This is a genomic window from Rossellomorea yichunensis (assembly GCF_032337515.1).
Classification (GTDB): Bacteria; Bacillota; Bacilli; order Bacillales; family Bacillaceae_B; genus Rossellomorea; species Rossellomorea yichunensis.
Genome location: NZ_JAVYAD010000014.1, coordinates 1 through 13084 on the forward strand (window position 1 = coordinate 1; position 13084 = coordinate 13084).

12 protein-coding genes and 1 pseudogene are annotated in these 13084 nt (G+C 34.9%); 11 read left to right on the forward strand and 2 right to left on the reverse strand.

Annotated features, from left to right (window positions below):
- The 4 genes from RSX31_RS22665 to RSX31_RS22680 all read left to right on the forward strand — a co-directional run.
- The coding region (locus RSX31_RS22665; protein ID WP_315636063.1) for a hypothetical protein at positions 1-364 on the forward strand (364 nt) is incomplete at its 5' end.
- A 637-nt stretch (positions 365-1001) separates the two neighbouring features.
- Entirely contained in the window at positions 1002-2795 is a 1794-nt protein-coding gene (locus RSX31_RS22670; protein WP_315636064.1) for an ABC transporter ATP-binding protein, read from the forward strand.
- An 80-nt stretch (positions 2796-2875) separates the two neighbouring features.
- Positions 2876-3403 carry a MauE/DoxX family redox-associated membrane protein gene (locus RSX31_RS22675; protein WP_315636065.1) on the forward strand — a complete coding sequence of 176 codons (528 nt, stop codon included), beginning with the start codon at positions 2876-2878 and terminating at the stop codon, positions 3401-3403.
- 2 nt (positions 3404-3405) lie between these two features.
- Complete coding sequence (locus RSX31_RS22680; protein WP_315636066.1) at positions 3406-3966, forward strand: TlpA family protein disulfide reductase; 561 nt, start codon at positions 3406-3408, stop codon at positions 3964-3966.
- A 709-nt stretch (positions 3967-4675) separates the two neighbouring features.
- On the opposite strand, the gene RSX31_RS22685 is transcribed toward RSX31_RS22680, so the two are convergent.
- Positions 4676-5230 carry a recombinase family protein gene (locus RSX31_RS22685; RefSeq protein WP_315636067.1) on the reverse strand — a complete coding sequence of 185 codons (555 nt, stop codon included), beginning with the start codon at positions 5228-5230 and terminating at the stop codon, positions 4676-4678.
- 621 nt (positions 5231-5851) lie between these two features.
- Between RSX31_RS22685 and RSX31_RS22690 the strand changes: the two genes are divergently transcribed.
- The 4 genes from RSX31_RS22690 (at position 5852) to RSX31_RS22705 (ending at position 8654) form a co-directional block, all read left to right on the forward strand.
- On the forward strand, positions 5852-7015 hold the full coding sequence (locus RSX31_RS22690; RefSeq protein WP_315636068.1) for a ParM/StbA family protein: 1164 nt from the start codon (positions 5852-5854) through the stop codon (positions 7013-7015).
- Between the two features lie 5 nt (positions 7016-7020).
- Positions 7021-7374: a hypothetical protein gene (locus RSX31_RS22695; RefSeq protein ID WP_315636069.1), complete on the forward strand. Its 354-nt coding sequence runs from the start codon at positions 7021-7023 to the stop codon at positions 7372-7374.
- A 526-nt stretch (positions 7375-7900) separates the two neighbouring features.
- Positions 7901-8467, forward strand: coding sequence for a DUF3967 domain-containing protein (locus RSX31_RS22700; protein ID WP_315636070.1), 567 nt, complete (start codon positions 7901-7903; stop codon positions 8465-8467).
- A gap of 25 nt (positions 8468-8492) precedes the next feature.
- Entirely contained in the window at positions 8493-8654 is a 162-nt protein-coding gene (locus RSX31_RS22705) for a helix-turn-helix domain-containing protein (protein ID WP_315636091.1), read from the forward strand.
- 489 nt (positions 8655-9143) lie between these two features.
- Here RSX31_RS22705 and RSX31_RS22710 read toward each other — a convergent pair whose 3' ends face one another.
- The gene (locus RSX31_RS22710; protein ID WP_315636071.1) at positions 9144-9371 is read right to left on the reverse strand and encodes a helix-turn-helix transcriptional regulator; all 228 of its coding nucleotides are present in this window, start codon (positions 9369-9371) and stop codon (positions 9144-9146) included.
- A gap of 397 nt (positions 9372-9768) precedes the next feature.
- Here RSX31_RS22710 and RSX31_RS22715 point away from each other — a divergent pair, with 397 nt between their 5' ends.
- From RSX31_RS22715 to RSX31_RS22725, 3 genes and pseudogenes are all read left to right on the forward strand, one after another.
- Entirely contained in the window at positions 9769-9972 is a 204-nt protein-coding gene (locus RSX31_RS22715) for a hypothetical protein (protein ID WP_315636072.1), read from the forward strand.
- 414 nt (positions 9973-10386) lie between these two features.
- Complete coding sequence (locus tag RSX31_RS22720; RefSeq protein WP_315636073.1) at positions 10387-11133, forward strand: FtsK/SpoIIIE domain-containing protein; 747 nt, start codon at positions 10387-10389, stop codon at positions 11131-11133.
- Between the two features lie 401 nt (positions 11134-11534).
- Positions 11535-12179: pseudogene (locus RSX31_RS22725) on the forward strand (hypothetical protein).
- Positions 12180-13084 lie beyond the last annotated feature (905 nt).

Below are 13084 nucleotides of genomic sequence, written 5' to 3' on the forward strand. Positions count from 1 at the left end.
GGCAGGGATGGAACAAAAACTTGTCATTAGTGGAACAAAAACATGGCAAGCGTGGTACAATCCTGTGGCTGTATTCAGTAAATACTGCCCAGAGGAATTCAACGAGTTCTTAGAAGGAAATCCTTATCAAAAATTTGATTTTATTAAAGTAGAACACGATAATTTTTTTGATAATTCAGATTTTTTTTTGAATAATGAAGTGAAAGGAAAAACAAAATACTTAAATTTAGGTGTTAATGAAAACTTTGTTAGACAACAATTAAAAGTTGATGGTTTTCCAAGTTATATTATTGCCGATAAAGATGGATATGTGAAAGATTATATTATGTATACTAGAAAATTAGTTATTAAATATTTATCTTGAAAGGAGGTGAGGAATGATGGCAAACAATGAACAATTGGGACCAATCTGTAGTATTACAGTGCCTGCACAACGATGTGATTTGTCTGATTGTGAAGGGGAATTGGGGAGTTCATACCGAGTAGAGGTTGATTCTCAGAGCGGTGATGAATGTGGTCCAAGAGACTATACTGGTTATTGTAATTGTTCTTTTTAAAAAATTATAACAAGATTTTTATTTAATTCTCGTCGGAAGTTTTAAAACGGTTTAGCAGAGGAGGTGAGAACTGGTGGCAAATAATGAACAATTGGGACCTATTTGTAGTATTACAGTAGACGCGCGCCGATGTGATTTTAATGATTGTGGTGAACCTGGTTTAGGGAGCTCATACCGAGTAGAGGTTGATTCTCAAACCGGTGATGAATGTGGCCAAAGAGATTATACGGGTTTTTGCAATTGTTTAGATTAAAACAGTTTGTGAGGTTAGTTGGACTCTAGTGACTAATGACTGCATACCGAACTAGGGAGATCATGTCGGTAGAAGTACATTTCTCAAAATGTGGTCCTAGTGATTTTTGTGATTACTTTGTTTAATGCAATTTTATAGTGGGACTGAGCAATAGCTTAGTCCTTCTTATTAAAAGTAAAGGTGTTTTTATTATGAAGATAAGAAGTAATCCTTTCTATAAGTCTATTAACTATTTATGGCCAGTTGCAAAATTTCACTTATTACTTACGATAATTATTAGAATAATTGAGGGGTTTATTCCGTTAGTTAATTTAATCATAACAACACGGTTAATTAATGAAGTATCAGAATATATTACAATTTCATCAAATGGAATAACCTTCATTATTATATTGTTGGTCTCTCAATTAATAATGATGTTGGTTCAACCACTTTTAAAAATTATTAATGATTACAACGGCTATAAAACCTTAATAAAGATAAATTATTCAACTGAATGCACCTTATACGGAAAAATTTTTAATACTTCATATAAAAGTTTTGATTCTCCAGAATTTCATAATCATCTATCTCGTTTAAAAACAAATAACATAGGACAAAGATTACTTTCTCCTTTTGAAAATGGAGTTAGTGCTATCTCTGGTTTTATAACTATTATTTCTACTTTTATATTCTTGTATAATATTAATTGGATAATAGCTATTCTTGGCTTATTAACAGCTATTCCTGGCTTCATAATTCATTCAAAGCATGGAAAGCAAAATTATAATTTGATACATAAACAGACACCTCTTTCTAGAGAGTTAAATTATGTTCAGCATTTATTATATAACAAAGAAGCAATTAAAGAACAAAGAGTGTTTTCATTAGAACAATTTCTATTAGAAAAGTGGAAAAAAATATTTATAAAAAATTCAAACGAGAAGTTAAACTTACAAAAAAAATTTTATAGGTTTCAAATTGGGTTAAAAGGGTTTAATATCATTTGTTATGGTATAGCTTTCTATATATTAATAAAATTAATTCAGTTTAAAGATATAAAATTGGGGAGTTTTGTAGCTGTACCTCAAGGAATTAGCAATTTACAAAATAGTGTTGGACAGGTGTCAATAAATCTCTCTAATATCTATTCTTCTAGGTTATATTTAAATGATTTTTTTAATTTTATTGAAGATGATTCAGATAATGATATACATATTAATGAAAATAATGAACGTTTTCCGAGACCGATAACAAAAGGAATTCACTTTAATAATGTTTCATTTGGATATTTTAATAGTAATAATGATGCCTTATCAAATGTTACGTTTAGAATAGATCCTGGACAAAAGGTAGCGATTGTAGGAGAGAATGGCTCAGGGAAATCTACACTTATAAAGTGTTTACTTGGTCTCTATAGTCCCACTAAAGGAACCATAGAAATTGACGGACTAAATATTAGAAATATAAATTTGGAAGATTACAGGAAAGAAGTGACTGCGATTTTTCAAGATTATATTAAATATGATTATACAGTTAGGGAGAATATTGCATTTGGTAATATTATGAAGCTGGATGATAGTCAGGAAATTCAACAGATCGCCAAACAAAGCGGTGTTCATGACTTTGTGAATGTGTTTGAAGAAGGCTATAATACAAGATTAGGAAAATACCTTGGTGATGGTGAAAGCTTATCGGGTGGACAATGGCAAAAAATCGCATTAAGTAGAGCTCTTATTAGAGATGCACAAATAGTTGTTCTAGATGAACCAACAGCTTCATTTGATCCAAACAGTGAATATAAATTCTATAAAAAATTTAAGGATCTTACGTTTAATAAAACATTAATATATATATCACATAGAATGTCATCTGTGAAGATTGCAGATAAAATTATTTTTATGAAAGAAGGCCGTGTAGTGGAAACTGGAACACATGAGGAATTGTTAAAAAGGGAAGGTCATTACTTTAAGATGTATTACAGACAATTAGAAATGTATAGCTGAAAAATTGTGAATATTCAACTAAAATACCCATTAACAAAAAATCTTAAACTGCTAACTATCGAAATGAAATGAGTGAAAGAATGAGTGAATACATTTTCTTAATAAAATTTATATTTTTATGTTTATTTCTTAGTAGTGCATATTCCCATTTAAATAACTTTGATAGCCTTTTATTAACTATAAAAAGATATCAAATTGTTCCAAATAAACTTGTAGTTTTTTCTGCTTTAGCTATTACAAGTTTAGAAATACTTATTTCAGCTTTGTTATTAACAAATATTTCTAATGTCTTCGTGACAATTTTAATTTTAGGGTTGTTAAGTATATTTACTATTGCATTAGTAATTATTCTTATTAGAGGTGATAATAATATTAATTGTGGCTGTGGTGGACTTGTTGGAAACCACAAAATAAATCGAAAATTAGTATTTCGTAATATACTATTAATTATTTTATCAATATTTATGCTACTTAATATATCAACAGATTCAAATAATAGTATTTTTGTAATGAAAAACATTCAGATAATATGCAGTGTATTTTCTATACTTTTCTCGGTTCTTGCCACATTAGAGTTAATTAAATTAAATACAAATAAGGTAGGATGATTATGTCAAACATGTCTATTTCAAGTATGATCTTGTGGGTAATTGTTATTATTCAGATGTTTTTTATGTATAGACTAACAAAAGAAGTTAATGATTTCATTAAAAATATTAAAACTAGTAAACAAAGTAGAGAGAAAAACATCACTGTGGGCAAACAAGCTCCATTTTTCACGACTAAAAATCTAGCGGATGAAAAAATAACATTAAATAATTTTTATGGTAAAAATACGATTCTTTTATTTACTAATTCCCCTTGTTCTGTTTGCGATGAAGTTTTCCAGAATTTCGAGAAAATATCTACAGCAGTTGAAGGATCTTTCGAGACCTTAGTGATAGGTAAAGATATTAAAAAAAAGCTTAATATAAATGAAATGAATTCTTCTATTCACTTTACAGAGGATTCTAAATTTTTTAATATATTTGAAATAGAAGTTGTACCATCACTAGTAATAATTTCAAACACATCTATTATAGATGACATGCGTACTATATATGGATATGAGGATGTTATACATTATATAAATAGCTACAATACTTCACAAGTGAAATATAAAGTAAACTAGAAAGGTAGATTCAAGATGAATGGCATACGAGCGTTCATATGTTGCCACACATTTTTCATCAATCTTAGCAGGTCTTTATGGTTTGAAGTCTATGTTATTCTTTAAAAACTATTTCTAATCCAATACGTCTAGGATCGGACTTTAATATATGAAACGTTAATGCTTCTTTTGTTTCTGAAGGGTCATCATCTTTTTCTAAATGATTTATTAATCTATCCAGTCCCTCGCAGGTCTGCTTAGATAGTCTTTGATAAATTGATCTTCGTAGGAGTAGGTGGCAGAGAGAATACGACGCTCTACTCGACCCGGGGTGTTTAATTCTCTATTTTGTTGATATATCTTATCGTCAAAATAGTTAAATTCTCGGCTATGATACACGTGATTACACAGAGTCTGTCATTAAATCTACATCTTGCAGAGAAGCTTCTCGAAATCCAAAATATGGGCGGATTCCCTTACGATGATAAGTAATGGTTCGCCCGGTCCAATCACATTCAGAAAAAACATCGGGATTCATCTCTAGCTACTTGTATTATATAACTGTTTTAGGTATCTCACTTTTATTATGAGGGAACTTAGCGTCGTATTGGAAAAACTTAAACATAACCGCAAATTCAAGTTTTGAGTTTCCTAGTTGAATCAACGCCTGTTCATCAGGCATGAGTATAAAGTGATCAATTAACTCATCTTAATCCCAATTCCATTTCAACTATTTTCCCTCCCTTTGCAGTTTACGATATAGAGTCATACGGGAAATACCAGCTTTTTCGGCAGCGTCTGTTCGGCTCATCCCCTGCTCTAAAAGATAAATAGCATAGTTGATCTTTTCCTCGTCTGCTTTTGGCCTTCCAGGAAATTTCCCTCGTTTTTTTGCAGCTAAAATGCCTTCCTTAGTTCGTTCCGAAGTAAGATCTCGCTCAAATTGGGCAATACCAGCGAAGATAGTAAATAACATTTTTCCATGTGCCGTAGTTGTATCTAGCCAAGACTCTTTCAAACTTTTTAAGTGCGCCCCTTTTTGGGCAATGGAATCTGTAATCTCAATCAGATCTTTCGTGGAGCGAGATAAACGGGTTAAATCCGTTACAACAACTGTGTCTTCTAGTCGAAGAAATTCTAGCAAACGGTTCAGCTCAGGCCGCCCCCGTATAGTTCCTGTTACTTTTTCAAAAAAGATACGTTCACACCCAAATTCTTCAAGCTGCTTCTTTTGACGATCCAAATTTTGATCAATGGTAGAAACGCGCATGTAACCAAATATCATTTACACCCTCACCTTTCAATATAATTGTACCAAAAATATAAAATAATTAATATTGTTACATGTTATTTTGTTACGCATTTTTGTTACGTGATTTATACTAGATTGGCGGACAAATTATAACTTTTTACACCATGTAACATAAATGGTCGTTATCGTTACAATTACAAGCGTTTAGAATACTTTGCCCCATAACGCACCGACGCTGGTAATGGGCCATTAAAAAATGGTAAAGAATCTAATTCTTTCTGTCTCGCCACTTTCTAAACCTGACTTTCTACTTGTCTCTATTATAAACTGAATGCAAATAGCATGCAATGATAAATCAAAAAATATTTTACAATTACTAATATGAACTCAAAATGAATTCATTTTAAATTCTTTCCATTTTCTCACTCGATTAGAATTCAATTTATCATCTTTAGAATGCCATATACAATATAAAATGAACTCTATTTGAATTCAATCCGAATCAAATATACTATTCAGATTCAAATGGAGTTCATAAAGAATTCAAATTTTACCGATTTTAGATTGAATACGAATGATTAATTCGTTAAAATGGTATCAAGAACTAATTTCGAATTCAAATTGAATACAATATTTATTCAAGGAGTTGGTAAAGTGAATTTATTTGTTGCGAATGATATTGGAAACAGCGAGACGAAGATGAATGTAAATAAAATGGTATTTAAACAACCATCTGTCATTAAACGAGTTTTTCAGACACCGAGTGTTCACGAAACGGATGTTCAAAAAAATGTAAGCAATCTATTAGATGAACTATGGGTCAATATTAATTCTGGAGCTATTAAACGAAACGGAGACTTTTTCATAGGAAACCGGGCAAATGCTTCTGCGGATATGGTTGAAAATATGAATATCAAATTAGGTAATAAATATAAACATGACATCCCTGTGATCGTAACGTTAGGTACACTTGCTGGAAGAAGTGTGCAATTGGCTTATGAGGACCAAAATGAGCTGCCACCATCATTAGAGGTCAACATTTTTATGACGAGTGCCATTCCGGCTTCTGAATATAATCCAAAACGAGCAAAAGAATTGGAAGATCGGTTTTTAAATCATCAACACATCATTATCGTCAATGTTGGCGATAAGCGAGTTACCGTTACTTTGTCCTTTCAAAAGGTAAAGGTCACACAAGAAGGAGTTCCAGCTCTTTATGCCTTAGTTGAAGCTGATCAGATGATTTTAAACCATTACCATGAATCTTATCCTGAAGATCAAAAACTGAATCCTAAAGACTTCAGCAATAAAAAGATTCTTCACGCCGACATCGGTGATGGGACAACCGAATACATCTATACAGTCGGCTTAAACGCAAATCTAGACGCTTGTAGTGGCGAACGTCGTGGCGTAGGTCATGCAACGGAATTAGCTGTTAAAATGTTGTCAGATGAACTAGAAGGTTATGTTAACTATAATCGACAAAAATTGATGGAAGTTATACAAGATCCTTCTCACCCTCATCATGAGTTGGCCAAACAATATATGCACGAGGCACGATATGCACAAGCGCATTTAATTTTAGAAGATTTACAAGAAAAGTATATGACGAATGCAGCATCGCAAGTAGACATTATTGCGGTTTATGGTGGTGGCAGCATACAATTTAAAGAAGAATTATATGAAGGACTCCTTAACTTTGCTGAAGAAGTGAAATGTAAAGTGCTTTGGATTCCAGAAGAATATGCAGTTGACATGAATGTTAATGGAATGCACGTACTTAACAATAAATTACTATTCAAAAAGGTAATGGGGTGATCTAAGTGTCTGAATATAGAAAAATGGTGTCATGGCGTCTTTCCAACTTATCTGAAACTGATCAGCAAAAAATTAACGAGTGGGCTGACAATCAACACAGCATCCAAGATAGTTTGACTTCTTTAGTCAAACACTATATTGAGCGATTTGGTTCTCAAAATGTTTTAGAGTATGAGGTACAAAAACAGCTGTATGCGGATTCGGAACTAGTTCGGGCAAAAACAACTACTCCACCTGCTGAATCGAACGACTTAAATAAATCAAAACAGAAGCCAAAACACCCATCTAATTCAATATCTGTAAACAAAAATAAGGATGATGAAGATATGTACGGTCAGGTAGACATCAATAATCTGTAAATCATTTAATTATTTTTGAAAAAGACCCCTGTTTATGTAAAGATTAAAGTAACAATCTAGGCACCTCTTTACAAACGAATAGAAACAAGGGCATCGCCCTTTTTATTGGCCTTGTTTCTATTCAATTTTTTAATTCTTTAATGTACATACACCCCATTATCAGTGCAAATAATTCACCCTCTTACCTTTCACCAACCATTTCCTACTCTTTTAACATCAACATAAATTTCTATTACTTCATCGAATATAATTGCTCCTACGTATCGATACCAAAGTGTAATTATGTATTGAATTTATTTTAAACCTTGATTTATCAACTTATTTCCACAAACGGAAGAAAGTCAGTTTACATAATAAGATGAAATTGCATAAGAAAAGCTACCTCGTCATTACCGACCCAGTTTGCTGAGGATGACTCAATTTTGAGCCGTCAGGCGAAAAAGTATGCCCTCGCCGAAAATATGTTCCACTATCTCTATTTGTAAACTTAGACTATCATATAAGAAAAGAACAGGAGGGAACGGTCATGTACAAAGCTGCAGCATATTCCCCTAAAGAGATCGCTGGCATGTTAAACATTGGTGATAGTACGCTTCGCAAGTGGTGTATAGCTTTAGAAGAACAGGGTTACATGTTCACCAGAACGGATAATAAGCGAAGAATATTCTTTGACAAGGATATTATCGTTTTGAAGCACCTAAGAGAATTAGTCCAGGTCCAATATATGTCCTTGGAGAACGCAACAAAGATTGTCACAACAAAGTATAAGCAAGATGAGAGTGATGCGTCCGAACAGCGCGACGGCGAAAACGATGAACGTTCTCTTGAATCCAATACTCAAAAGATACTGAATCGACTCGAACAATTAGAGAACTTCAATAAGACCTTATTAGATACAATTGATAAGCAACAAAAGTACATAGAAGAACGGCTTGATAAACAAGAAGAACGAATGAAAAAACGTGATTCAATGATAATGGAGTCATTGAGGGAGTCCCAGGAGACAAAAAAACTCATGCTTGAAGCTAAAGAGGAAGCAGAAAGGAAGAAACCACGTAAAGGAATCTTCAGTTGGTTTAAAGGTGATGAGTAAGCGTAAAGAAGATTATCCTTTAGTGATGACAGCAAAAGATATCCAGGAGATATTGGGTGTGGGTAAAAGGAAGTCTTATGAAATAATGGACTCTAAGGATTTTCCCTTAGTAAGACTGGGATCCAAACTTAAAAGGGTCTTGAGAGAGGACTTCTTCGAGTGGTTCGAAAATCAGAAAAATAAATAATTCCTATTTTGGTTTGCGAAAAGAAAATAAAACGCTACAATATAGTATAAGTCATACGGACAGGGTAGGGCGATCAATCCTCCAAAGATTGGGGGTGAGATCGTGGATCTTCCTACGGCAACATTTGTAGTACTTTTTATTGGATTAGTGGTTCAACTGATTGTAGCAATAAAAAAGTAACCTACCCTGTTTTGGCCGACGAGGTAGGTTACTTCCGTAACTAAAATATACTCTTGTGAATAGCCGATCGCTTTACTCTGCGACGTATGGCCATGGACCGTTAGTGTTGACGCACTTTCGGTCTTTTTTATTTATATGCTTATCTTGTAGAAAATACTCAACTAAATGACGCATATTGCAACATTTCTATTTACGGAAATTATAGCACTATTTAATTAAAGAGTGCAACAACTTGAGGGTTTTAATCTGTTTATAAGATTCATTATATCCAGGTTATGTTTGCTATATGCGTATTTACCACCATACGAATCACATACTCCAGAAGTCATCATAATCCACGTTTTTATTACTCAATTTCTTCAATGCCTTAACGATCTTAGACGCATTCTTCATTGAAGGTTGGAACGCATCCCCCTGGCACAATCTGCTGATCGTCGCTTTATTTACTTTACTTTCTTTAACAAGATCCTGCTGTTTAATATCATGTCTATCTAGAAACTTACCGAACTTACTCCTTGGTTTCCCCAGTCCCCACATAATTAGGACCTCCCTGCATATTTGTATAGTCCTAGTCTGTACAAAAATTACGCTTTCTAAACTTCCCGAAAATGAGAAACTTGTACAAGCTATGAGGCATAGACTCTATCAAGGTCGCTAGTTTGGTATCTGCAAAGAAGTAGTCAGGGTTATAACAAAGGTATCTATACAGTGTACCTTTATCAAGGTACATAAGAGGAAAAGCTTGATATAACAGCGAAATGAAATTGTTTGGAGTGAAGCAAAGATGAACGAGAAGGAGGGTGAGAGTTTGAGGGAGGGAGCAAACGAAAAAATCATTGAACCATCAAGTGATTAAACGAAAAATATTGGAACATTTTAAAAAATACGCATTGCCGAAAAGAGTATTTGAAAAGGAAATGTAGGAGGCTAAACCTTGAAAAAAGAAAATTTTCCCGAACCATCAAGCGAAACGAAACTAGCCATGTGGAGATTCTTGAAGAAACATGCTTTACCTCGAATGATTGAAGCAGAAAGGAAGAAACAACTTGAAAGTGAAAATCAAGACAGGGACGAACCTGGAGAAGAAAAAGGAAGAAGCTTACCTGATCATAAGGAATTGCCTTCTAAAAACGATTAAGGAGAGATGACATCATGAAATTTCAGAACTATCCTTCTGTATTGAGTCGCAAAGAGTCCTTTAGTATCAAGGAGTTTATGAAGGAGGGTAAAGGACTGGTGAAAAATCACCGGTCCAGACTCTCCAAAGTTGGCAATACCTCCACAGATTTGTGGGGATTAACACTCAGGGAGAAATCCCCCTCAATTAGTGCCTATTCCATCGCATTCAATCCACTCATGCGACCCTACATTCATTCTCATCGGTGCCGGGGTGTTCCTGGTCGCTATCCTCGAAAAGCAATTAGCCAATAGTTGTTTTATCTTCTTTGCAGCTGCCATTGATTCCATTCTTAAATTGCGTTCCCTATCGTTGCTGTAGGTGCCATAATCTATCTGTTTTCCCATTCATCATTCTTATTGTGAGGTGTTCATCATGATAAAAGAGTTCATACGTAAGCAACAGGCTAAAACCTTCCTGGCGAAAGTGTTCAAGGATGGAGATATAGGAATCAGTTATTCCTACGGCAAAAACAAAGGGATGATCTATCCTAAAATCCATTCTGTACGGTTTAATCGGGATAATCAAAGTGTTAAATATGCGTTCTTCATTCCTACCGGATTAGACCCAAAGGAGATTAAGAAAAAGGAGTATTGTTTTAAGCAGGTGTTCGGCAACAATATCGAGATAAAAGGCGATATAAAGCACTTTACATTGACCGTTTATGTATCCGTTCTTCCTACTGTTCTTGAATATAACTATGAGCAATTCGACTTAAAAGGCTTGAAACTCCCTATTGTAGCCGGCATGGATTTAAACGGCAGCATGATTACTTATGACATGGTAAAGTACCCTCATCTTCTTATTGCTGGGGAAACAGGATCAGGGAAATCCACTCAATTACGTTCTATCTTGGTGTCATTAATGAAGACATTAGGTCCAGAACGGTTGCAGCTGTTCTCATGCGACCTGAAACGGTCAGAATTCCATATATTCCGATATGTTGAACACGTTAAAGGGTTGTTCGTCTCCCCCAATGAGATTATGCTGATGCTTTTATATCTTAGAAGGTTATGCAGGAACGAGGGTACCTACTTGATCATCATGAAGTTGCACACGTTGACGATCTCCCCGACCAATTACCGTATATCGTGGTTTGTATTGATGAAGTCGCTTTGCTAAAGAAGGAGAAGAAACTCATGGCTATCGTGGAGGACATAAGCGCCATTGGAAGGGCTTTAGGTGTGTTCCTGATACTATCTATGCAAAGACCGGATAGGGACGTCTTAGACGGCAAACTGAAGAACAATTTAACCGTTCGCATGGATTTTCGATGTTCCGATTTAATAAAAAGCATTATCGGTACTCCAGGAAGTGAAAAGTTGAAAAATGATGGAATAATGTTACTGAAAAGCCCCGTTCATAAGTTCACTGAAATACAAGCGTCATACGTCGATATAGAGGGCGCTAAAAAGCTTTTAGAAGGTCATAGGTATCCTAATAAGAAAAAGCCCAAATTTGGACGTTCAAAAGGAAATGAGGACATCATAGACATGGAACAAACCATTCGAGGTGTTGGACTAATGAGAAAGAGAGATTTAGCGATATTGAAGGACCTAGAACGTTTTCGCTGCATGACCCGGGACGATATCATTAATCTTCATTTTGCCGGTTTGAAGAATCCAGTGACCTGCGCTAATACCGTATTAAAACGTTTAAGAAGAGACGGCCACATAGAAGTGAATACTGATTATCATCCCTACATCTATTTTGTATCTCCATCTCCAATCAAAAAAGACTCAGCAAAGATACCCTATTTCCTAAAGATCGTAAAGTTTTACGGGAGTTTGCTGAACTTTCAGCTACCCCAAACATTTATCGTTGAACTTAAGTATGGGAAAGGGTAAATGGAACCGGATATATTCATGATATGGAAGCGTGCGCCGTTCTTTGTGGAGCTTCAGCGTTCTGTCTACTCACATAAGGTGATGAGTGAGAAGGTGGATCCTTATGAAGCTTATCGTCTGTCTGGAGAATGGAAAAACGAGTCTTGGCAGCCACAGGAACGCAAGGTGTTCCCGAGTGTCATTATTGTTCTAACTGATATTCGTTACAACATTGAAAGTCCTTTTGTGAAGTTCATTCAAATACAGATCCTTGAACAGTTAGTAAATATAACAAGATCGAAGCCGGTGGAAAGTGAAGGGATCCAAATAAAAATACCTTAAGGATCCAGCAGGGTGCACTTATACACTCTGCGATTGCGGTGCTAAATCTCCACAAAATTGTGGAGGTTCTGTCAGACGTGTTGGATATTTCAATCCTGAAAGTTTAGGAGTGCCCATCTATACACCTTGAATGTGTGATGGGATAGAAGATACTTTCGTTGGACTGAAGAAAATCACGAGAGTGCCCATTTACACACCCTGTATATTTTGGTGTTTCAATGGGATTTTCACGTCCCCAGATAGCCTTTCAGGAAAAATAAAAGTTGGATGTGCAAAATACACTTAAAACAAGTGCAAATTATCGCCTAAATGACACTCTTCGACTCTTCATAGGGAGAAGTGTGTCCAAAGTCAAAAATAATTCATCCATCAACTGTTTGGACTAATTGCATAAGAACCAGGGGTCACTGAAAAATTCGCAAATAAAGAAGAACTCGCAAAAGATAAACCACTTTCTTATAAAATCCTTAACGCATATAAGGAGTTCCGACGCCTCGGCCAGCTGACCACTTTTACAGTTGAACCTAAGTATCTTCCGAAAAGCCAGGGCGCCGAGCCGGATATACTCTATCAGTACCGCGGTACTAACTTTTTTGCAGAGGTACAAAGAACGCTACACAGTCCAAAACAGATGAACGAGAAACTGGCGAGGGATGTAAGTCTCTATAATTTCGGAGTCATGACGAGTCCATTTCAGTATTTGCACCAGAACCTTAATTCAAGCTCTTTTTAAGAGTGCAAAATATCACTTGAAAAATGTGCAATTTATTGGCAAAGCCCACAACTTCAAAGTCAATTTCATCGTTTATATTGTTAAATAATTCAATAAAACTTCACCACGATATATTACTTCTGTTTTCATTCATTCAGATGCATAAAATACCCATTTTAGGTAAGGATAAAGA

Excerpts from the sequence above, each read along its gene's own strand:
- RSX31_RS22670 (WP_315636064.1), top strand. The coding sequence starts at position 1,002 with ATGAAGATAAGAAGTAATCCTTTCTATAAGTCTATTAACTATTTATGG.
- RSX31_RS22675 (WP_315636065.1), top strand. The coding sequence starts at position 2,876 with ATGAGTGAATACATTTTCTTAATAAAATTTATATTTTTATGTTTATTT.
- RSX31_RS22680 (WP_315636066.1), top strand. The coding sequence starts at position 3,406 with ATGTCAAACATGTCTATTTCAAGTATGATCTTGTGGGTAATTGTTATT.
- RSX31_RS22685 (WP_315636067.1), bottom strand. The coding sequence starts at position 5,230 with ATGATATTTGGTTACATGCGCGTTTCTACCATTGATCAAAATTTGGAT.
- RSX31_RS22700 (WP_315636070.1), top strand. The coding sequence starts at position 7,901 with ATGTACAAAGCTGCAGCATATTCCCCTAAAGAGATCGCTGGCATGTTA.
- RSX31_RS22705 (WP_315636091.1), top strand. The coding sequence starts at position 8,493 with ATGACAGCAAAAGATATCCAGGAGATATTGGGTGTGGGTAAAAGGAAG.
- RSX31_RS22710 (WP_315636071.1), bottom strand. The coding sequence starts at position 9,371 with ATGTGGGGACTGGGGAAACCAAGGAGTAAGTTCGGTAAGTTTCTAGAT.
- RSX31_RS22720 (WP_315636073.1), top strand. The coding sequence starts at position 10,387 with ATGATAAAAGAGTTCATACGTAAGCAACAGGCTAAAACCTTCCTGGCG.